This window comes from Pilosibacter sp. NGB245 (assembly GCF_057397225.1).
On record NZ_CM171584.1, the window covers coordinates 834,191 to 855,135 of the forward strand.

The window sequence follows — 20,945 nt, forward strand, 5'->3', positions numbered from 1 at the left end:
TTTCCAAAATCCATATACTTATGCTATGATGATGATAACTATGGGAGAAGAACAGGAAGGACAAATATGAAAAAAATGCTATTTGCGTTCTCCATGGCGGGGATCCTGCTGTTATCAGCATGCGGAAGACCGGCAGCGGAGGAGACAGAGGCGGCAGAGACAACAGCGGAAGCGGAGCGTGCGCAGGAGACCAGCGGTGTCCTGGTGATCGAGGATGCCGGAGAAGATAAGAACAAAACAATCTCCGTGCGGATCGTGGATTCCTCGAACCCGGCGCTTCCCGGGCGTGAGGCGAAGAAAGTCCGCGGCATCTACATCACAGGTCCTGTGGCCGGAAATGAGGAAGTCTTAAACGGAGTTCTGGACGGCGCCCTGGCGGCTGGGATCAACGCGGTGGTCATCGACTTTAAGGAGGACCAGGGGAGGATCACATGCCCGGTGAGCGCTGCGACCGTGAATGAGATCGGTGCCAGCATTCCTTACGTCCGTGATATGAAAAGCCTGATCGAAAGCCTGAAGGAACGGGATCTCTATGTGATCGCGAGAGTTGCGGCTTTCCGGGATTCTTACCTTGCGGAGAAGAAGCCGGAGTGGAGTCTGACACTGCCGGACGGAAGTCTGTACCGGGATCGCCAGGGGATGGCCTGGGTGGATCCGTATCGCCACGAAGTCTGGGATTATCTTCTGGAAGTTGGGAATGAGGCGAAGGAACTTGGCTTTGATGAGGTCCAGTTCGATTATCTGAGATTCCCGAATGAGGCATCGGCCGGACAGGTCGTCTACGATGATGCGGTGATCCGGGGACGTTCCAAGACGGATACGATCCTGGAGTGTGCCAATTATTTATATGAAAATCTCGCATCCCAGGGACTTTTCGTGTCGGCAGATGTGTTCGGCACGATCATCGGGAGCGGAGTGGATTCCAGCGCTGTCGGCCAGGATTATACGGAGATGGCGAAGATCCTCGATTATATCTGTCCGATGATCTATCCGTCCCACTACAGCTCCGGAAACTTCGGGCTGGAGCATCCGGACATGGAACCTTATAAGACGATCTTCGGAGCGCTCCAGAAGTCCGGAAAAGTCCTGCTGGACGCGTCGAGAGCCGATAACCATGAGAGCCGCCAGGCGATTGTGCGCCCGTGGCTTCAGGACTTTACGGCGACATACCTCGGAGAGGGCAATTATATCACCTACGGGGCCGCTGAGGTCGCAGAGGAAGTCCGCGCGGTGCAGGATGCCGGATATGAGGAATGGATGCTGTGGAGCGCTGCGAATAAATACCACTTAGAGGGACTTTCTGCGGACGGAAGCAGCGCGGCTGCGGCGGAAGTTTCGACAGAAACTTCTAAAGAAGGCGAGACAGCGGGTGAAGATGCAGACGGGACTTCTGAGGCTGAGTCCGCGGCAGAAACCGCGCAGCAATAGAAAAGTATGCTATTGTACACGGGCAGAAATTTCCTAAACTGAAAATTCTGCAACATACAGCAGAAATCGAAAAATATAGTCACAAAACTTTATGTCTGGACCGGCCGGCGTCTGAAAAACGCCTGTCGGCCTGACAGAGCAGAGAGTAAAGTCATAGAACCTTATGCCAAAGGAGACACCGTCTTGAAAGGGGCGGCCGGACCCGGCAGAATGGAGAACAAAAAATGGAACAGATTCGTAAAACACCAGTGCCGGGAGAATTCTACCGGCACTTTAAAAATAAGTTATACCAGATCATTGCGGTCGCAACCCACTCGGAGACCGGGGAGGAGATGGTCGTCTACCAGGCTCTGTACGGGGATTTCAAGGTGTGGGTGCGCCCGTTATCGATGTTTTTAGAGGAGGTCGACCGGGAGAAATACCCGGATGCGGCCCAGAAATACAGGTTTGAGAGAGTACGTCTCGTGAAACCGAAAGATGCAGGTCAGTCCGGAACGAAATCAGCTCCTGAAAATGCCCAGCCGGAAAAAAATGATGCGAAAACCATTGATCAGGACGCAAAAAATCCGGCAGCGAAACAGTCAGCAGCGGCCAGCGAAAGCAGGAACGTGCAGATGACAGCCGGACAGGCGCCGGAGGAAGAACCGACGGTCAGCCAGGATCTTCTGGACTTCTTTGATGCGATGGACGAGAAGAATTACGACCGGATGCTGGAATGTCTGACGAAGCTTTCCGCGCATGCGACCCGGAAGGAACTCGATGACATCTGTCTGGTCCTGGACATCAATCCGCCGGCTGGCTGTGATGATAGCTTGTCTCAGATCATGTTCATCAAGCGCCACCTGGCGATGATCAGAAAGTTTGACGGGGAGAGATTGCGTTGACAGAAAAGGAAAATTCTTATGAGCGCCCGACCTTTAATATAGAAGAAGAGCTGAAAAAACTCCCAGCATCGCCGGGAGTTTATCTCATGCATGATAAGCACGATGAGATCATATATGTAGGAAAAGCGATCAGCTTAAAGAACCGTGTGCGCCAGTATTTCCAGAGCAGCCGCAACAAGACTGCGAAGATCGAAAAGATGGTCTCGAGGATCGCCCGGTTTGAGTACATCATCACAGATTCGGAGCTGGAGGCACTCGTTCTGGAGTGCAACCTGATCAAGGAACACAGACCTCGTTATAATACGATGTTAAAGGATGACAAGACGTATCCTTATATCAAGGTCACGACGGACGAGTCGTTCCCGAGAGTCCTGTTCTCCAGAACGATGAAGAAGGACAAATGCCGGTATTTCGGACCGTACACCAGCGCCGGGGCGGTAAAGGACACGATCGATCTGATCCACAAGCTCTGGAAGATCCGGACATGCAGCAGGAACCTTCCGAAAGATATCGGAAAGGACCGCCCGTGTCTGAATTACCACATTAAACAGTGCTCGGCACCCTGCCAGGGCTATATCTCCGAGGCAGAATATAAAAAGTCCGTCTCCGAGGTCATCGAGTTCCTGGACGGAAAATATACGCCGGTCTTGACGATGCTGGAGGAGAAGATGATGGCGTCCTCCGATGCGATGGAGTATGAGCAGGCCATCGAGTACCGGGAACTCTTAAACAGTGTGAAGCAGGTCGCCCAGAAGCAGAAGATCACGAGCCAGAGCATGGAGGACCGCGATGTGATCGCCATGGCGCGGGATGAGGCGGATGCGGTGGTCCAGGTATTCTTTGTCCGCGACGGAAAGATGATCGGACGGGAACATTTCCGTGTCTCCGCGTCTACGGCGGACAATAATTATCAGATCATCGGAAGCTTCGTAAAGCAGTTCTACGCGGGAACTCCGTTTATCCCGAGAGAGATCTGGGTTCAGGAAAAGTTCCCGGAGATGGACCTGATCGCGGAATGGCTCACGAAGCGCCGCGGGCAGGCGGTAAAATTCCTGGTCCCGAAAAAAGGGCAGAAAGAGCGCCTGGTGGAGCTTGCAGAGAAGAACGCGAAGCTTGTGCTCGATCAGGATAAAGATAAGATCAAGCGGGAGGAGCTCCGGACCATCGGCGCCATGAACCAGGTGGGCGAGTGGCTGGGACTTGGAAAAGTCCGCCGGATGGAGGCCTACGATATCTCCAACATCAGCGGGTTTGAGTCGGTCGGCTCCATGGTGGTGTTTGAGGATGGAAGACCGAAGAGGAATGACTACCGGAAATTTAAGATCAGGACGGTCCAGGGCCCGAACGATTACGCGTCCATGGAGGAGGTCCTGACGCGCCGGTTTACCCACGGGATGGAGGAGTTGGAAGAAGAAAGGAAGAACCGGGAAGACGGAGAGGAAGCACTGGACGGAAGATTCGGAAGCTTTACAAGATTCCCGGATCTGATTCTCATGGACGGCGGACGCGGACAGGTGAATATCGCTCTGAAGGTCCTCGATGAGCTGCGGCTCGATATCCCGGTCTGCGGCATGGTAAAGGACGACAACCACCGGACGAGAGGCCTCTACTATAATAATGTGGAGATCCCAATCGACCGCCATTCCGAGGGATTCAAGCTTGTGACGAGGATCCAGGATGAGGCCCACCGGTTTGCGATCGAATATCACAGGAGTCTGCGAAGCAAAGCGCAGGTCCATTCGATCCTGGATGATATTGAAGGGATCGGTCCGGCGAGAAGAAAGGCGCTGATGCGGAGATTTAAGTCACTGGAAGCGGTGCGGGACGCCTCCCTGGAGGAACTTGAGAGTACAGAGGGAATGAATAAGCGCGCGGCGGAGAGTGTGTATACGTATTTCCGTGAAAAAGACCGTATGCCTCAGATCTCAGAGTAGATGAAAATTTCGTGCCCCCAAAACTGTATCATACGGAATTTTCAGTTCAGAAAATTCCTACCCGTGAGAAGTAACAATTTCGTGACATTCTGCCCGTGATATGATAGGATGAAGATAACTGTGCGCAGAGAGAAAAAGACTGAAGAGAAGTGTTCAAAGTCAGCACGATGCGAAGCCGTCAGACTCTGCGGGACTGCCGGTTTGGAGTTAAAACAGGAACAAAAAGAACAATCGCAGGTTATGTATGTCAGCAGACAGATACAGAAAGGAGAACTTCATCATGTACGGAGTTACCATAGCCGAATTAATAGAAAAAATGGATTTCAAAAACCTGACACCGGAGCTGGATTCCGAAAAGATCGTCGTTTCCCACCCGGATGTCAATCGTCCGGCGCTTCAGCTCACCGGATTTTACGCGCATTTTGACAACGAGCGCGTGCAGATGATCGGAAATGTGGAGATCGCATATCTCTCCGGACTTTCCAGAGAGCGCAGGATTGCGATGTATGACAAGCTGATCTCCAGCAAGATCCCGTGCCTCGTATTTTGCAGAAATCAGATTCCGGAGCCGGAGGTTACAGAACTCTGCAGCCACTACGGTGTTCCATGCCTTCTCTCCTCGAAACCGACATCCGACACGATGGCGGAGGTCATCCGCTGGTTAAAGGCAAAGCTTGCTCCGTGCATCAGTATCCACGGAGTTCTTGTCGATGTATTCGGCGAAGGCGTCCTGATCACAGGTGAGAGCGGGATCGGTAAGAGTGAGGCGGCTCTGGAGCTGATCAAACGAGGTCACCGTCTCGTCAGCGACGACGTGGTGGAGATCCGCAAGGTCAGCGACGAGACACTTGTCGGCTCTGCCCCGGATATCACAAGATACCTGATCGAGGTGCGCGGGATCGGCATCATCGATGTAAAGACCCTGTTTGGCGTCGAGAGCGTCAAGGACACCCAGTCCATCGACATGGTCATCAAACTCGAAGAGTGGGATAAGAATAAGGAATATGACCGCCTCGGTCTTGAAGACCAGTACACGGAATTCCTTGGAAATAAAGTGATCTGCCACAACATTCCGGTCCGTCCGGGACGTAACCTGGCAGTCATCGTAGAGTCTGCGGCGGTCAATTACCGTCAGAAAAAGATGGGATACAATGCGGCCCAGGAACTCTACAACCGCGTGCAGGCGAACATCGCGAAACGCAGCGAATGATCGCACAGCCTGCTCTGGATAAAAGTGCAGGTGGAATTATATAAGAAGGAGAAACATTCATGGAAATCAGAACAAATGAGCCGATGGCGCGGCACACATCGTTCCGCGTCGGCGGCCCGGCAGACCGGTTCATGATTCCGGAATCAGAGGAAGAACTCCGCGAGGCAGTTCTGGACTGTAAAGCGTCCGGAAAGCCGTGGTACATGGTCGGAAACGGGAGCAACCTTCTCGTGGGAGATAAAGGCTTTCGCGGTACGATCATCAGCACGGAGCGGCTGACAGAGCTGGAAGTTCAGAAAAACGAAAACAGTATCATCGCCGGAGCCGGTGTGATGCTCTCAAAGCTTGCGAACACGGCGGCGAGAGAGAAGCTTACCGGTCTGGAATTTGCGGCGGGCATTCCCGGGACCGTCGGCGGCGCAGTCATGATGAACGCGGGTGCATATGGTTCCGAGATGAAGAACGTGCTCTTGTGGGCGGACGTGATGGACCGGTACGGGACGGTAAAGCGGCTGAAGAATGAGGAGCTGGAGCTCGGATACAGAACGAGTGCGCTGGAGCGCCGTGGTCTCTTCGCAGTGCGCGCAGCGTTTAGCCTGACAACGGGGGATCCGGGCGCGATCCGGGAAAAGATGGAAGAACTCGCGGCAAAGCGAAAAGAAAAACAGCCGTTAGAGTATCCGAGCGCCGGAAGCACCTTTAAGAGGCCGGAGGGATATTTTGCCGGAAAGCTGATCGAGGATGCCGGATTGAAGGGATTTTCTGTCGGAGGCGCAGCAGTTTCCGAAAAACACGCAGGTTTCGTGATCAATAAGGATCATGGAACGGCGGCGGATATCCTGGAACTCTGCAATGAGGTGAAACGACGGGTGAAGGAAAATTCCGGCGTGGATCTGGAGATGGAAGTAAAATTATTAGGGGATTTCTAGGAGAGTTTACGGGCAGGAGTTTTCCGAATGGAAAATCCTGCGGGATATAGTTGCGTTCGCAGATTCTGTGTACAGCAGCTTTCTAAGAATACAGGGAGGAAGATCTCGTTGAGACTTGTAATCGTGACCGGAATGTCGGGAGCCGGAAAGACAACGGCATTAAAAACACTGGAAGACATGGGATTTTACTGTGCCGACAACCTGCCGGTCCTTCTGATCGAAAAATTTGCGGAGCTGGTCATGAACGGACAGAGCGAAAAACAGGATATCGCCCTAGGGGTAGACGTGCGCAGCGGTGAGGAACTGCCGTATCTTGAGACGATCATCCGGAAATGGAGAGAGAACAAATATCCGTTCTCGATCCTGTTTCTGGACTCCTCCGATGAAGTCCTGATCAAGCGTTTTAAGGAGACGAGACGGAGCCATCCGCTCTCAAGGACGGGGCGCGTGGAAAAAGGGATCGAGCTGGAGCGGAAAAAACTCGCTTTCCTGAAAAAAGAGGCCGACCAGGTCATCGACACCAGCAGACTTCTGACAAAGGAGCTGCGCCATGAGCTGGAGAATCTTTACCGGGGAAACGACGGACACAGCAGCATGTTTATCACGGTCCTGAGCTTCGGCTTCAAATACGGGATCCCGGCGGACGCGGACCTCGTGTTTGATGTGCGGTTCCTCCCGAATCCTTACTATGTGGAAGAACTGCGGTTTCACACGGGAACAGAAAAAGCGGTGCAGGACTATGTGATGCAGGGCGGCACCGGGGAAGAATTCCTGAAGAAACTGAATGACCTTCTGGAATTTGTGATCCCGAAGTATGAACAGGAAGGAAAAACGCAGCTTGTGATCGCGATCGGGTGCACCGGCGGACGTCATCGTTCGGTGACGATCGCAGGAGAAGTATTTAAGCGTCTGACGGAGTCCGGGCGGTATGAGATCCGGCTGGAACACAGAGACGCGGGGAAGGATGGAGGAAAGTAGTCATGTCTTTCTCTTCCAGGATCAAGGAAGAACTTTCCAGGCATATGAGCGCAGCAAGGCACTGCCAGATCGCTGAGATCGCAGCGATCTTAAGTCTTTGCGGTCGGATCCAGATCTCCGGAGACGATCATTACAGCATCAAGATCCATACAGAAAATGTGACGGTTGCCAGAAAGTGCTTTACATTATTGAGAAAAACATTTAATATAGAAACTGACATTTCTATACGGAGGAACGCGCATCTTGGGAAAAACAGGATCTATTCAGTCTGTGTCAAACAGCATGAGGACGCGCTCCGTGTATTGAAAGCCACAAAACTTCTATCGGAAGACGGGGAGATTGGGGAGAATCTTTCTGTGGTGGGAAATGTGGTCGTCCAGAACCCCTGCTGCCGCAGGGCATTTTTGCGCGGCGCTTTTCTCGCATCAGGATCGATCAGTGATCCGGAGAAGTTTTACCATTTTGAGATCGTCTGCGCGACAGAGCCCAAAGCGCGCCAGATCCAGTCCATTATGGCGACGTTTGATATCGATGCAAAAATTGTCATCCGCAAACGCTACTATGTGGTATATATTAAAGAGGGAAGCCAGATCGTAGATATCCTGAATGTGATGGAAGCCCATCTGTCACTGATGGAGCTGGAGAACATCCGCATTTTAAAAGAAATGCGCGGAAATGTAAACCGCCAGGTCAACTGCGAGACGGCAAATATTAACAAGACAGTGTCTGCTGCCGTGAAACAGATCGAGGATATCGAATTTATCCGCGACACGGTGGGATTTGAAAGTCTCCCGGATGGTCTTGCGCAGATCGCGCGGGCAAGACTTCTGAAACCTGAGGCGACACTGAAGGAACTGGGCGAAGACCTGGAACCGCCGGTTGGAAAATCCGGTGTCAATCACCGCCTGAGAAAGCTTGGTGAGATGGCGGAAAAATTGCGGGACCAGGGGACAGATAGCTGAATGGAAATTGGTTACTTCCATTCTTTTGTGCAATTGAGGAGGATTATTATGACAAAACGTACGGTAACCATTGAACTTGCTTCTGGTCTGGAGGCTCGTCCGATCGCAATGTTAGTACAGCTTGCGAGCAGCTACGAGAGCACGATCTACGTCTAGAGCGATAACAAAAAGATCAATGCGAAGAGCATTATGGGCATGATGACCCTTGATCTTCCGGTCGGCGAGCAGGTGATCGTGACAGCGGACGGAGTGGACGAAGAAAAAGCAGTAAACGATATTGAAAAATATCTGAGTAATAACTAAGGAATAAGTCCGTAAAAAAATATATTCAAACAACGGGACTGCCGCCTTTCGGGGCGGCGGTCTTTTTCTGATAAATGAGAAAGAAACGGAGGAGACAGATGGCATTTACACACTTGCACGTCCATACAGAGTACAGTCTTCTGGACGGATCCAGTAAAATCGGAGAGCTGGCGGCCCGGGCGAAGGAACTCGGCATGGACAGCATGGCGATCACCGATCACGGTGTCATGTACGGTGTGATCGATTTTTACCGTGCGGCCCGCGCGGCGGGGATCAAACCGATCATCGGCTGCGAGGTGTACGTCTCCCCCGGATCGAGATTTGACCGGGAGACCGTTCACGGTGAGGACCGGTATTACCATCTGGTCCTTCTTGCGGAAAACAATACCGGTTACCAGAATCTGATGAAGATCGTCTCCAAAGGCTTTGTGGACGGCTTCTACTACAAACCGAGGATTGATGAGGAGGTCATGCGGGAGTATCACGAGGGGATCATCGCGCTGAGCGCCTGCCTGGCCGGTGAAGTTCCGAGATATCTGGAAAAAGGACTCTACGAGGAGGCGAAGGAGGCGGCAAAGCGCCACCTGGAGATCTTCGGTGAGGGAAACTATTTCCTGGAACTCCAGGACCACGGTATCCCGCTGCAGCGCCAGGTCAACCAGGGGATCATGCGCCTCTCAAAAGAACTGAACATCCCGTTAGTGGCGACAAACGACTGCCACTATATCAACGCCGAGGACTGGGAGGCCCACGACATCCTGCTCTGCATCCAGACGGGAAAGAAAGTCTCCGATGAGAACCGTATGCGCTACGAGGGCGGACAGTACTATGTAAAATCCGAGGAGGAGATGCGGCAGCTCTTCCCGTATGCCCCGGAAGCGATCGAGAACACCCATAAGATCGCGGAACGCTGCAACGTGGAGATCGAGTTCGGCGTCACAAAACTGCCGCGGTTTGATGTGCCGGATGGATACGATTCCTGGGGCTATTTAAACCACCTCTGCGATGAAGGATTTGCACTGCGCTACCCGGATGATGACGGGACACTCCGCGCCCGCCTCGACTATGAACTCGGAACCATCAAGAGCATGGGATATGTGGACTACTTCCTGATCGTGTGGGACTTCATCAACTTCGCGAAATCCCACGGGATCGCGGTGGGACCGGGACGCGGTTCCGCGGCGGGAAGTATCGTGGCATACTGCTTAAAGATCACGGACATCGATCCGATCCGCTACCAGCTTCTCTTTGAGCGTTTCTTAAACCCGGAACGAGTCTCCATGCCTGATATCGACGTGGATTTCTGCTACGAGCGCCGTCAGGAAGTCATCGACTATGTCGTGGAAAAGTACGGAAAAGACCAGGTGGCGCAGATCGTGACCTTCGGTACCCTGGCGGCCCGCGGTGTGATCCGCGATGTGGGCCGTGTCATGGACCTTCCGTACAGCCTGTGTGACCAGGTGTCGAAGATGGTGCCGGCAGAGCTCAACATCACGCTCGATCTGGCGCTGCAGAAGAATCCGGAGCTGAAGGCGCTCTATGAGTCGGATGAGCAGGTGAAAAAGCTCATCGATATGAGTAAGCGGCTGGAAGGACTCCCGCGCCACACCTCGATGCACGCGGCTGGCGTCGTGATCTCAAGGACCTCCATCGATGAGTACGTCCCGTTATCGCGAGGCGCCGACGGAACGATTGTGACCCAGTTTACAATGACGACGCTGGAAGAACTGGGACTTTTAAAGATGGACTTCCTGGGACTGCGCACGCTCACCGTGATCCAGGATGCTGTGAAGATGATCGAGAAAGACTATGGTGTGAAACTTGATCTGGAACACATCGATTATGATGATAAAAAAGTCATGGATTCTCTCGGGACCGGAAAGAACGAGGGCGTGTTCCAGCTGGAAAGCGGCGGCTTCAAGACCTTCATGAAGGAACTGAAGCCGACAACACTGGAAGATATCATTGCCGGAATCTCCCTCTACCGTCCGGGTCCAATGGATTTCATCCCGAAGTATTTAAAGGGAAAAAATGACCCGGCATCCATCACCTACACCTGCCCGCAGCTGGAGCCGATCTTAAAGCCGACCTACGGCTGTATCGTCTACCAGGAGCAGGTTATGCAGATCGTAAGGGACCTGGCCGGATATACGCTCGGTCGAAGTGACCTTGTGCGCCGTGCCATGTCGAAGAAAAAAGCGGCAGTCATGGCGAAGGAGCGCCAGAACTTCGTCTACGGAAACGCCGAGGAGGGCGTAAAGGGCTGTATCGCGAACGGCATCGATGAGAAGACCGCGAACCAGATCTACGATGACATGACGGACTTCGCGAAATACGCCTTCAATAAGTCCCATGCAGCAGCTTACGCGGTAGTCGCTTATCAGACGGCATTTTTGAAATTCTACTATCCGAAGGAATTTATGGCAGCGCTCATGACCTCCGTGATGGACAACACGACGAAGGTCTCCGAGTATATCCTTGCCTGCCGGAACATGGGAATTCCGATCCTGCCGCCGGATATCAACGAGGGATACAGCGGGTTCTCCGTATCGGGGAACGGCATCCGCTATGGCCTCTCCGCGATCAAGAGCGTGGGGCGCGCCGTTGTGGACGTGATCATTGCCGAGCGTGAGAATGGAGGACTTTTTAAGAGTCTTGAAGATTTTGTGTCGAGAATGTCGAACAAGGAAGTCAATAAGAGAACACTTGAGAGCTTCATAAAATCGGGTGCGCTGGATACGCTTCCGGGAACGAGAAAACAGAAGCTCATCGTCTCCGGTGACCTGCTGGAGAGCAAAGCCAGGGAGAAAAAGACGGTCATGGAAGGCCAGCTGAGCTTCTTTGATCTCGCCCCGGAGGAAGAAAAGAACAATTTCCAGATCACATTCCCGAACGTGGGAGAGTACGACAAGCAGACGCTGTTAGCCTTCGAAAAAGAGACGATCGGCATCTATGTCAGCGGCCATCCGATGGAAGAGTACCGGGAACTCTGGGAGAAAAATGTGACAGCAAAAACCTCCGATTTTGTCGTTGACGAGGATGGAAAGACCGTTGTGGAGGATAATTCCAATGTGGTCATCGGCGGAATGATCACGTCAAAAAAGGTAAAGACTACAAAGACAAACCAGCTCATGGCATTCATCACGATCGAGGATCTTGTGGGCACAGTGGAAGTCCTCGTGTTTCCGAAGATCTACGAGAAGAACCGTCCGTCATTTACCGAGGAAAACAAGGTATTTGTCCGCGGCCGGGCATCCATCGGCGACGATCCGGTCGGAAAGCTCATCTGCGAGGAAGTGATCCCGTTTACGGACATCCCGAATGAACTCTGGCTCCAGTTTGAGAACCAGGCATTCTACGAGAGCCATATCGATGATGTCATGGCGGCACTCCGGGATTCCGATGGAAAAGACAGAGTGATCATGTATCTGAAGGAAGAGCGGAAGATGCGGAGACTTTCCGAAAACTGGGCAGTTCTTGCAGGGCCGGATCTCCTCGGCCGCCTGTACCGGATTCTTGGTGAAAAAAATGTCAAGGTTGTGCAAAAGGTCATTGAAAAGAAGGGGAAAGTGTATTAAAATATGTACGTATATGGCGAATGATCGACAGAATCTTTTTTGGAGGAAAACCAGTATGGCAAAGAAAGAAGTCAGAACGATCGGAGTATTGACCAGCGGCGGCGATGCCCCTGGAATGAACGCGGCAATTCGTGCGGTTGTAAGAACCGCTATCAATAAAGGACTGAAGGTAAAGGGGATCATGCGTGGTTACGCCGGACTCCTTCAGGAAGAAATCGTAGATATGGACAGTGTGAGCGTTGCGGATACGATCAACCGCGGCGGTACGATCCTCTACACGGCCCGCTGTGAGGAATTCACGACCGAGGAAGGTCAGAAGCGCGGCGCCGAAGTCTGCAGAAAACATGGAATTGACGGGATCGTCGTGATCGGAGGAGACGGTTCCTTCCGCGGTGCCGGAAAGCTTTCTGCCCTCGGGATCAACACCATCGGTCTTCCGGGAACGATCGACCTCGATATTGCCTGTACCGACTATACGATCGGTTTCGACACCGCGGTGAATACGGCGATGGAAGCGATCGATAAAGTCCGTGATACATCCACATCCCATGAACGATGCAGTATCATCGAGGTTATGGGAAGAAATGCCGGATATATCGCTCTCTGGTGCGGTATTGCAAACGGTGCGGAGGATATTCTTCTTCCGGAGCGCTATGACGGAAACGAGCAGTACCTGATCAACCGGATCATCGAGAACAGAAAGCGCGGCAAAAAACACCACATTATCATCAACGCTGAGGGAATCGGACACTCCACTTCCATGGCGAGAAGGATCGAAGCGGCAACCGGGATTGAGACGAGAGCTACGATCATCGGACATATCCAGAGAGGCGGAACCCCGACCTGTAAGGACCGTGTGTACGCATCGATCATGGGAGCCCGCGCGGCGGAGCTTCTCGCGGAAGGAAAGAGCAACCGGATCGTTGCCTACAAAGACGGAAAATTTGTAGATTTCGATATCCAGGAAGCGTTAAATATGAAGAAAGACATCCCGGAGGAGCAGTACGAGGTGAGCAAACTTCTCGTGCGCTGATCACTGCGGGAGATGACTGCCGGCTGCGGGATGCGGGCGGCAGCAGTAAAGGAGCAGGAACATGAGTATCAGAGAGGACGAAAAGATCGCCCCGCACTGTGAGTTTATTCATGTCCACGACAAGGTGGTAAAACAGGTGATGGACGTGATGCCGGAAGGCGAGGAACTCCAGAATCTTGCGGAATTTTTCCGGATCTTCGGAGATTCCACGAGGATCAGGATCCTGTATGCGCTCAGCCAGTCGGAGTTATGTGTGTGTGACATCGCAAGTCTTCTCGGAATGGGACAGTCCGCGATCTCCCACCAGCTTCGGATCCTGAAACAGATGCGCCTTGTCAAGTTCCGCAGGGAAGGAAAGAGTGTTCTCTACTCTCTTGCGGACGGTCACATCCAGACGATCCTCGCGCAGGGTATGGAGCACATAGGAGAATAAGATATGAAATTCACAAAGATGCAGGGCATCGGAAATGATTATGTATATGTAAACTGTTTTGAAGAGACAGTGGAAGATCCCTGTGAGACGGCAAAGATGGTCAGCGACCGTCACTTCGGGATCGGTTCAGATGGTCTGATCCTGATCAAACCGTCAGATGTAGCGGACTGCCAGATGGATATGTATAATCTGGACGGATCCCGTGGTGCCATGTGCGGAAACGGGATCCGCTGTGTAGGAAAATATGCCTATGATCACGGGATCGTAGATAAACCGGAGATCGACGTGGAGACTCCGTCCGGGATCAAGCACCTGTCCATGAAAGTAAAGGATGGAAAGGTGGAACTTGTGACGGTGGATATGGGACGTCCGGTTCCGACGTCTGAAATCGGAGAACCGATCACGGTCGACGGAAAAGAGTACCGCTTTACCGGAGTTTCCATGGGAAATCCGCATGCGGTAGTATTTATGGACGGGATCAAGGATCTGGAGATCGAAAAGATCGGTCCGTCCTTTGAGAGTCATGAGAGATTCCCGGACCGCACCAATACAGAATTTGTGGAGGTTGTGGACCGCGGACATGTCAATATGCGTGTCTGGGAGCGCGGCTCCGGAGAGACTCTGGCATGCGGAACAGGTGCATGTGCGACTGTGGTCGCGTGCATCTTAAATGGTCTTACCGATGACGAAGTCCGCGTGACTCTGCTCGGCGGCGATCTTCTGATCCGCTGGGACAGAGAAAAAGACACGGTATTTATGACAGGACCGGCAGCGGAAGTATTTCACGGAGAGATCTGAGTACACTCGTGCCTGCAAAGACGCGCACGGTAAGCGCGGATAAAACACAAACCCAGTAATTGACCGGTGGTCATATACCGCAGCAACGCGGAGCCGCTGGTCGGTTATCTGTATATAGAGAAGAAGTTCCGGACATGTGACACAATACAAAAACCTGAAAACCGGGACAAAGGAGAGAATTATGGATCATATTGATCGCGAAATTCTGCAGATCCTGCAGCACAATGCGAGAGCATCCCTGAAAATGATCGCGGAGAAGACGTTTCTTTCTTCCCCTGCGGTTTCGGCGCGAATTGAAAAACTGGAGAAAGATGGGATCATCACGTCCTACCAGGCACAGATCGACCCGATGAAACTCGGATATCACATCCTTGCGTTCATCAACCTCAATGTGCTTCCGGAGGATAAGCAGAAATTCTATCACTATGCGGAAGAGATTCCAAATATTCTGGAATGCAGCAGCGTGACGGGAGAATTTTCTGTGATCATGAAAGTTGCTTTTGCAAGTACGATGCAGCTCGACAGCTTCCTTGGTCAGCTCCAGAAATTCGGAAAGACCAGCACGCAGGTGGTATTCGCCACCCACGTAGGTCCGAGAGGCGTGCAGGTACAGGACTAGGAATACATACGAAACATGAAAAGGACATCTGAACGAGAGATACGATGGGTATTTCTGGTTCAGATGTCCTTTTTAGTCTTCTTATAAAACCGCGACCAATGCCGCCACGATCGGAATCGAGATCATGGACAACAGTGTGGAGATGCAGATCCCCCTCGACACGAGAGTCACATCCCGGTTATATTCCATACAGAGCATGGACACGTTCCCGGCGATCGGGCAGCCGGAGAGGATCGTAGAGATCTCTAAAAGTGTGCGGTCCCTGATAAAGAATCTCAGGACGAGGAAGGTGATCACCGGGAGAACAAGAAGCTTCAGGAAGGAGAAGAGGTACAGCTCCCGGTCAGTAAATACAGTGGAAAATCTGACCCCGGCCAGGGTGGAGCCGATGACGATCATCGCTAACGGTGTTGTTGTGGCGCCCACAGTGGAAAACAGGCTGACTGCATGCTGCGGGAGATGGATATCTAAAAGATAAATGCCGATCGCAAGGAAGGCGGACAGGATTCCGGGGGAGAGAAGCTTTTTGACGCTGAAATGTCTGTTTTTTGCGTCATCCCGCGATAATAGATATACCCCATAACTGAACAGACTCAGATTAAACGTCATCATGAAGATCGAAACATGCAGCACATACTCTCCGCCGTAGATCGTAGAGATGATCGGGATCCCCATGAAGCCAAGATTACTGTAGTTTAGCATCAGCTCATAGGTTGGATTCCAGCAGATGATCTTCTGGATAAAGTGGCAGACCACATGGGCCACTAAGAAGATGGAGGCCGCTGCAATAAAGATCGGCAGCATCTCCTGATCATGGGCCATGTCTGACCCGGTAACCGCGTTTAAGATCGTTGCGGGCAGGGAGATATTGACGATAAAACGGGAGACCTTCGACTCAAAGGTCTTATCGATCACGCCGAAGCGATTGGCGAGATAGCCGGTGAGCATTAAGAGAAAGAGACTTATCATCTGGTTGAATACGATTAGCATAGTAATGAGATCCTTTCATGAGATTGCCAGAAAAAGTTTTAAGACATGGATGGCGCAGGTCTGGTAATTTATGAATATGATATCATAAATCCATGAAAAAGGGAGAATAATTTTGGCAAAGCAGAACAGTGTCATTATTGATCCGGGACATGGCGGAAGTGATCCGGGGGCGATATATGGGAACAGACGGGAGAAGGACGACACTCTGGCGTTGTCCTACGATATCGGAAATGCCCTGGAGCAGCGCGGAATCCGGGTAGAGTACACGAGGATTGGCGATGTATACAACAGCCCATATGAGAAGGCGGAGATCGGGAACCGATCTGCGGCAGATTTGTTTTTATCCATTCACCGGAATGCCATGCCGGTGCCGGGAACAGGTTCCGGGACGATGAGTCTGATCTTCGGGAGGGGCGGCGATGCAGAGACGTTTGCGAGGAATATCAATAAGGAACTTGCAAAGACAGGCTGGAAAGACTTGGGGATAAGCGAGCGGCCAAATCTCGTGGTCCTCAGGGACACGGCGCTTCCGGCGGTTCTCGTGGAGGTTGGATTTATCGATAATGAGAACGACAATGATTTCTTCGATGCAAATATGAGACAGACCGCAGATGCGATCGCGGATGGAATCGTGCGGACGTTTGCGGAGCAGGAAAAGCAGACGTCAGATGTGGAGGAACCGGGATTCTATATGGTGCAGACCGGCATCTACCGGGTGCGGACCAACGCGGAAAGGGAGATGGAACGGCTGAAAGCTCAGGGATTCCCTGCGTTCATGACTTTTAAGGATGGATTTTACTATGTCCGCGCAGGGGCATTCCGGAACATGGAAAACGCTGTGCGGCAGGAGCAGGAGCTTCGAAAGCTGGGATATCCGACATTACTTGTTAAAACTTGAAAAACACTGAAAACATCGCAAAAAAGACTTAAAATCCCTGCGGAGATATGTTAAAATACAGATAGAATAAAAAGTATTCCCGCGTTTTTTTAGGTACAACTGCCGAAAGGCAGAAGGGGAAGAAGGAGGCATCTATGGCTGAGAATAAAAAATTTGTGATCACGGTCGGAAGACAGTACGGAAGCGGCGGAGCGGAGATGGCGAAGCGTCTCGGTGAGCGTCTTGGGCTCCATGTTTACGATAAGGAGATCTTAAAGATGACTTCCGAGGAGAGCGGAATCCGCGAGAGTTATTTCCACCTGGCGGATGAAAAGGCCGGAAATAAGCTGTTATACCGGATCATCCATTCCCTGATCCCGGAGAATGGAACCCCGTCATTGGGTTCTGACCTGATCTCTTCCGATAACCTGTTCCGGTTTCAGTCATCGGTCATCCGAAAACTGGCGCAGGAGGAATCCTGTATTATTATCGGCCGCTGTGCCGACTATGTCCTCGACGGAACTGAAAATCTTGTCCGGATCTTCGTGTACGCAGAGATCGAGGAGAGGATCAACAAGGTCCGTGAAAAGGGATATTTCCCGGAGGAAGATATCTTAAAGAATATCAAACGGATCGACCGGGAACGCCGTGATTACTACCGTTATTATACCGGAAAGAGCTGGGAGAATCTGGAAAACTATGATCTGATGATCAATACCACAAAACTTTCCTACGATGAGATGGTGGAGTGCGTGATCGACTATCTGAAAATGCGCGGACTTATTGCAAAATAGAGGGAAATACGATAGAATATAGGCGGCTTGATCGTAGGCCGCCTTTTTCTTTTCTGTGCCATGTATCTGCAGGGAACTGCCGGTGGCGGGTTCTGCAGGTAATCATGCGTTGGAGATAAACGGTTGAAAAATTGCTCCGGAAATGAGAAAAGGGCAGACATTTGAAAAAAGCAGGATCCACAGGCGGAATTGTTTGATACGGAGCTTTCGAATTGGAAAATCTGATTTGTGGAATGTAACAGGAGAGGAACAATAAATGAAGATCACACGCCCGATCCGCGCCGTCCTTTTTGATATGGACGGTGTCATGGTAGACAGTGAATTTGTATATATGAAATACCTGCTGGAGTTTGCAAAAGAAAAGAACCCGGCGGTGACAATGGAAGACATCAACCAGATGGTAGGCCGCAGCAGACAGGATAGCTGGACTGTGATGGAACGGGCCGTGAATAACGGTGAGACCTGGGAAACACTGATCAAGGAGTGGGCCGAAAGAGACATTTACAGCCGGATCGATTACCGGAAGATCTTCCGCCCGGAGATGAAGACCACAGTGCAGGAATTAAAGCGCCGCGGCTATACAGTCGCACTGGTATCCTCCACAGGTCCGAAGCTGATCTCGAGGATCGTGGAGGAGGTGGGCATGCGCCCGGAATTTGACCTCATCGTCAGTGGAAAGCAGTTTAAACAGAGCAAACCGAATCCGGAGATCTATCACTATACAGCGGATACTCTGGGAATCCGTGAGGACGAGTGCTTTGTTGTGGAGGATTCTACCGTGGGCATCGAGGCGGCATACCGCGCTGGAATGTCGATCGCAGGCCTTAAAGATGACCGGTTCGGATTCGACCAGAGTAAGGCGGATTATCATATCGATTCAATATCTGATATTTTAAAATACCTGTAAGTTTCGCGAAACAACTAAGCTTTAAAAAGACTGGACAGGTAATATAACAATATAAAAATCACACTATATGACAGGAAACGGAGCAAACATATATCATGGCAGAAAACAACAATAAACAGGAAAACATCATCCTCTGCGGCGCAAACTCATACCAGCAGAAATATTACTTCAACGAAAAATTCAAACTTCTCCCGGAAAACATCAAAAAGGAACTTCAGATCATGTGCGTTCTCTTTACTGAGGATGTGGGCGGCATTCTCTTTCTGGAATTCACCCCGGAAGGAAACCTCGAATTCCGTGTGGAAGCGGAGGACCAGGACTATCTCTTCGATGAGATCGGAAGTGGTCTTAAGATCCGCCAGTACCAGAGAGAAAAAAAAGAACTCTTAGAATCTTTGGAGTTATTCTACCGCGTGGTATTTCTCGGCGGCAAGCTGGAAGACCAGCTGGAAAAAGAAGGAGAATAACACCGGTATCGGAGGAAGCGGTATGAGAAGAACAGGCTGGAAACGCATACGAAACAAAATGAGCCGCTGTGCAGGATATGTTTATAAGGGAAAAGCGAGGAAAACGATGATGGCGGCAGCGATCGGAATTGGAGGTGCTGTACTTTTGAGTCTTACAGACTCCGGAACAGCAGGGATGACTGCCTATGCTTTCAACGTTGGTCCGGGCATGGAGGATCACGATATCATATATTATCAGGAGCTGCCGGAAAACAACCCGGCCTACAACAACGGCTGGACTTCCAATGTCGGCCCAGGAGCGTCCGGTTCCAATCCGGGAGGCGGTCTTGGCAGCGAGAAAGATTACGTGTACTCGAAAGGCCCGGGAAACGAGGCGGCACAGCAGTACGCAAAAACAGAAAACAGCACGATCTACATCCACAATACATACCGCGGTGGCAGCTGGAGACAGCGGGCTGACGGGAAATGGGCCTTATATAAGCCGGACGGAAATCCGGTCTCGAGTCAGTGGGGCTATGTAGATGGAAAGACATATCTGCTGGATATGTATGGAATCATGCAGACCGGCTGGCAGAATGTCAATGGAAACTGGTACTATTTAAACAGCAAAGGAGCTATGCAGACGGGCTGGCTCTTGAAAGAAGGAAAATATTATTTCCTGAACACGGACGGAACGATGGCATACGGATGGGTCAACTCTCAGGGCAGCTGGTATTACTTCCAGAAACCAGACGGAGACATGTTAACCAACGCTTATGCGCCGGACGGACGGTACGTAAACGCAGAGGGAGTTTTGATTCAATGACGTTAAAAATCGGAAATGTGGAACTTGAAAACAATGTGATCCTCGCCCCGATGGCGGGCGTGACGGATATGCCGTACCGGATCCTCTGCAGGGAGCAGGGAGCAGGTCTGGTGTGCATGGAGATGGTGAGCGCGAAGGCGATCCTCTACAAGAATAAAAATACTCAGGAGCTCTTAAAGGTGGATGAGCGGGAACGTCCCGTGTCCCTGCAGCTTTTTGGCTCTGATCCGGATATTGTAGCGGATATCGCGGCGAGCCTGGAGGATGGTCCATACGATATTTTTGATATCAACATGGGCTGCCCGGTGCCGAAGATCGTTAAGAATGGTGAAGGCTCTGCCCTCATGAGAAATCCGAAGCTGGTGGAGGAAATCCTTACGAAACTCGTGAAAGCGGTGAAAAAGCCGGTGACTGTGAAATTCCGCAAGGGCTTTGACGATACCTGCATCAACGCCGTGGAGATCGCAAAGATCGCCGAGAGTGCCGGTGTGGCGGCGGTAGCTGTCCATGGTAGAACGAGAGAGCAGTATTACTCTGGAAAAGCTGACTGGAATATCATCCGCGAGGTCAAAAAAGCTGTGAAGATCCCGGTGATCGGAAACGGAGATGTCTTTACACCGCAGGATGCAAAGCGCCTTGTGGAGGAGACGGGCTGTGACGGGATCATGGTGGCCCGGGGTGCGAAGGGAAATCCGTGGATCTTTAAGCAGATCACCCACTATCTCGAAACGGGCGAGCTTCTCCCGAGACCTTCCGTGGAGGAGCTGAAAGCCATGATTCTGCGCCATGGCCAGATGATGATGGAGTTTAAGGGCGAGCTGGCGGGAATGCGGGAGATGAGAAAACACGTCGCCTGGTACACCGCCGGGTATCCGAATTCCGCGGCATTGAGAAATGAGATCAATTCGGTTGCGACACTGGAGGAGCTGACGGAGTTGATCGGGACGAGGTTATAAAATCCTACTAAGGTAATTTCACACTGTTTACATGGCATACGGACAATAAAGCAGGTGTCA

The 20,945-nt window shown here is 51.6% G+C and carries 19 protein-coding genes and 1 pseudogene; 19 read left to right on the top strand and 1 reads right to left on the bottom strand.

Annotated features, from left to right (window positions below; genetic code table 11):
* Positions 1 to 66: 66 nt before the first annotated feature.
* From ACXMYH_RS03695 to ACXMYH_RS03755, 13 genes and pseudogenes are all read left to right on the top strand, one after another.
* The gene (locus ACXMYH_RS03695; protein ID WP_486555556.1) at positions 67 to 1,428 is read left to right on the top strand and encodes a putative glycoside hydrolase; all 1,362 of its coding nucleotides are present in this window, start codon (positions 67 to 69) and stop codon (positions 1,426 to 1,428) included.
* A 224-nt stretch (positions 1,429 to 1,652) separates the two neighbouring features.
* The gene (locus ACXMYH_RS03700; protein WP_243022328.1) at positions 1,653 to 2,312 is read left to right on the top strand and encodes a DUF1653 domain-containing protein; all 660 of its coding nucleotides are present in this window, start codon (positions 1,653 to 1,655) and stop codon (positions 2,310 to 2,312) included.
* An 86-nt stretch (positions 2,313 to 2,398) separates the two neighbouring features.
* Positions 2,399 to 4,246, top strand: coding sequence for an excinuclease ABC subunit UvrC (gene uvrC, locus ACXMYH_RS03705; protein WP_486555849.1), 1,848 nt, complete (start codon positions 2,399 to 2,401; stop codon positions 4,244 to 4,246).
* A gap of 280 nt (positions 4,247 to 4,526) precedes the next feature.
* A complete protein-coding gene (hprK, locus tag ACXMYH_RS03710) occupies positions 4,527 to 5,456 on the top strand; it encodes an HPr(Ser) kinase/phosphatase (protein WP_118532421.1) in 930 nt (309 codons plus the stop codon).
* 59 nt (positions 5,457 to 5,515) lie between these two features.
* Positions 5,516 to 6,385, top strand: a complete 870-nt coding sequence (gene murB, locus ACXMYH_RS03715; RefSeq protein ID WP_486555557.1) for a UDP-N-acetylmuramate dehydrogenase — start codon at positions 5,516 to 5,518, stop codon at positions 6,383 to 6,385.
* A gap of 108 nt (positions 6,386 to 6,493) precedes the next feature.
* Positions 6,494 to 7,363 (top strand): RNase adapter RapZ, encoded by an 870-nt coding sequence (gene rapZ, locus ACXMYH_RS03720; RefSeq protein WP_486555558.1) that lies wholly within the window; start codon positions 6,494 to 6,496, stop codon positions 7,361 to 7,363.
* 2 nt (positions 7,364 to 7,365) lie between these two features.
* A complete protein-coding gene (gene whiA, locus ACXMYH_RS03725) occupies positions 7,366 to 8,325 on the top strand; it encodes a DNA-binding protein WhiA (RefSeq protein WP_118298942.1) in 960 nt (319 codons plus the stop codon).
* 108 nt (positions 8,326 to 8,433) lie between these two features.
* Positions 8,434 to 8,628 (top strand): annotated as a pseudogene (locus tag ACXMYH_RS03730) (HPr family phosphocarrier protein).
* Between the two features lie 98 nt (positions 8,629 to 8,726).
* Complete coding sequence (locus ACXMYH_RS03735) at positions 8,727 to 12,206, top strand: DNA polymerase III subunit alpha (protein WP_486555559.1); 3,480 nt, start codon at positions 8,727 to 8,729, stop codon at positions 12,204 to 12,206.
* Between the two features lie 55 nt (positions 12,207 to 12,261).
* On the top strand, positions 12,262 to 13,239 hold the full coding sequence (pfkA, locus tag ACXMYH_RS03740) for a 6-phosphofructokinase (RefSeq protein WP_118532310.1): 978 nt from the start codon (positions 12,262 to 12,264) through the stop codon (positions 13,237 to 13,239).
* A gap of 61 nt (positions 13,240 to 13,300) precedes the next feature.
* Positions 13,301 to 13,672: an ArsR/SmtB family transcription factor gene (locus ACXMYH_RS03745; protein ID WP_118298946.1), complete on the top strand. Its 372-nt coding sequence runs from the start codon at positions 13,301 to 13,303 to the stop codon at positions 13,670 to 13,672.
* Positions 13,673 to 13,675: 3 nt separating this feature from the next.
* Positions 13,676 to 14,470: a diaminopimelate epimerase gene (dapF, locus tag ACXMYH_RS03750; protein ID WP_486555560.1), complete on the top strand. Its 795-nt coding sequence runs from the start codon at positions 13,676 to 13,678 to the stop codon at positions 14,468 to 14,470.
* A 181-nt stretch (positions 14,471 to 14,651) separates the two neighbouring features.
* Positions 14,652 to 15,089 (top strand): Lrp/AsnC family transcriptional regulator, encoded by a 438-nt coding sequence (locus ACXMYH_RS03755; protein ID WP_118598572.1) that lies wholly within the window; start codon positions 14,652 to 14,654, stop codon positions 15,087 to 15,089.
* 81 nt (positions 15,090 to 15,170) lie between these two features.
* On the opposite strand, the gene ACXMYH_RS03760 is transcribed toward ACXMYH_RS03755, so the two are convergent.
* Complete coding sequence (locus ACXMYH_RS03760; protein ID WP_486555561.1) at positions 15,171 to 16,079, bottom strand: AEC family transporter; 909 nt, start codon at positions 16,077 to 16,079, stop codon at positions 15,171 to 15,173.
* 112 nt (positions 16,080 to 16,191) lie between these two features.
* Between ACXMYH_RS03760 and ACXMYH_RS03765 the strand changes: the two genes are divergently transcribed.
* The 6 genes from ACXMYH_RS03765 (at position 16,192) to dusB (ending at position 20,885) form a co-directional block, all read left to right on the top strand.
* A complete protein-coding gene (locus tag ACXMYH_RS03765) occupies positions 16,192 to 16,977 on the top strand; it encodes an N-acetylmuramoyl-L-alanine amidase (RefSeq protein ID WP_486555562.1) in 786 nt (261 codons plus the stop codon).
* A 134-nt stretch (positions 16,978 to 17,111) separates the two neighbouring features.
* Positions 17,112 to 17,750 carry a cytidylate kinase-like family protein gene (locus ACXMYH_RS03770; RefSeq protein ID WP_118298951.1) on the top strand — a complete coding sequence of 213 codons (639 nt, stop codon included), beginning with the start codon at positions 17,112 to 17,114 and terminating at the stop codon, positions 17,748 to 17,750.
* 256 nt (positions 17,751 to 18,006) lie between these two features.
* A complete protein-coding gene (locus ACXMYH_RS03775; protein ID WP_118532298.1) occupies positions 18,007 to 18,657 on the top strand; it encodes an HAD family hydrolase in 651 nt (216 codons plus the stop codon).
* A gap of 95 nt (positions 18,658 to 18,752) precedes the next feature.
* Complete coding sequence (locus tag ACXMYH_RS03780; protein ID WP_117470040.1) at positions 18,753 to 19,124, top strand: DUF6145 family protein; 372 nt, start codon at positions 18,753 to 18,755, stop codon at positions 19,122 to 19,124.
* 22 nt (positions 19,125 to 19,146) lie between these two features.
* A complete protein-coding gene (locus ACXMYH_RS03785) occupies positions 19,147 to 19,929 on the top strand; it encodes an N-acetylmuramoyl-L-alanine amidase family protein (protein WP_486555563.1) in 783 nt (260 codons plus the stop codon).
* A complete protein-coding gene (dusB, locus tag ACXMYH_RS03790) occupies positions 19,926 to 20,885 on the top strand; it encodes a tRNA dihydrouridine synthase DusB (RefSeq protein WP_015552585.1) in 960 nt (319 codons plus the stop codon). The genes ACXMYH_RS03785 and dusB overlap by 4 nt, the downstream gene beginning before the upstream one ends.
* Positions 20,886 to 20,945: the final 60 nt, after the last annotated feature.

Coding starts and splice junctions, on each gene's coding strand:
- ACXMYH_RS03735 (WP_486555559.1), top strand. CDS start 8,727: ATGGCATTTACACACTTGCACGTCCATACAGAGTACAGTCTTCTGGAC.
- ACXMYH_RS03745 (WP_118298946.1), top strand. CDS start 13,301: ATGAGTATCAGAGAGGACGAAAAGATCGCCCCGCACTGTGAGTTTATT.
- ACXMYH_RS03760 (WP_486555561.1), bottom strand. CDS start 16,079: ATGCTAATCGTATTCAACCAGATGATAAGTCTCTTTCTCTTAATGCTC.
- ACXMYH_RS03780 (WP_117470040.1), top strand. CDS start 18,753: ATGGCAGAAAACAACAATAAACAGGAAAACATCATCCTCTGCGGCGCA.
- ACXMYH_RS03785 (WP_486555563.1), top strand. CDS start 19,147: ATGAGAAGAACAGGCTGGAAACGCATACGAAACAAAATGAGCCGCTGT.
- pfkA (WP_118532310.1), top strand. CDS start 12,262: ATGGCAAAGAAAGAAGTCAGAACGATCGGAGTATTGACCAGCGGCGGC.
- uvrC (WP_486555849.1), top strand. CDS start 2,399: ATGCATGATAAGCACGATGAGATCATATATGTAGGAAAAGCGATCAGC.
- ACXMYH_RS03695 (WP_486555556.1), top strand. CDS start 67: ATGAAAAAAATGCTATTTGCGTTCTCCATGGCGGGGATCCTGCTGTTA.
- murB (WP_486555557.1), top strand. CDS start 5,516: ATGGAAATCAGAACAAATGAGCCGATGGCGCGGCACACATCGTTCCGC.
- ACXMYH_RS03755 (WP_118598572.1), top strand. CDS start 14,652: ATGGATCATATTGATCGCGAAATTCTGCAGATCCTGCAGCACAATGCG.
- ACXMYH_RS03700 (WP_243022328.1), top strand. CDS start 1,653: ATGGAACAGATTCGTAAAACACCAGTGCCGGGAGAATTCTACCGGCAC.
- dusB (WP_015552585.1), top strand. CDS start 19,926: ATGACGTTAAAAATCGGAAATGTGGAACTTGAAAACAATGTGATCCTC.
- hprK (WP_118532421.1), top strand. CDS start 4,527: ATGTACGGAGTTACCATAGCCGAATTAATAGAAAAAATGGATTTCAAA.
- ACXMYH_RS03770 (WP_118298951.1), top strand. CDS start 17,112: ATGGCTGAGAATAAAAAATTTGTGATCACGGTCGGAAGACAGTACGGA.
- ACXMYH_RS03775 (WP_118532298.1), top strand. CDS start 18,007: ATGAAGATCACACGCCCGATCCGCGCCGTCCTTTTTGATATGGACGGT.
- dapF (WP_486555560.1), top strand. CDS start 13,676: ATGAAATTCACAAAGATGCAGGGCATCGGAAATGATTATGTATATGTA.
- whiA (WP_118298942.1), top strand. CDS start 7,366: ATGTCTTTCTCTTCCAGGATCAAGGAAGAACTTTCCAGGCATATGAGC.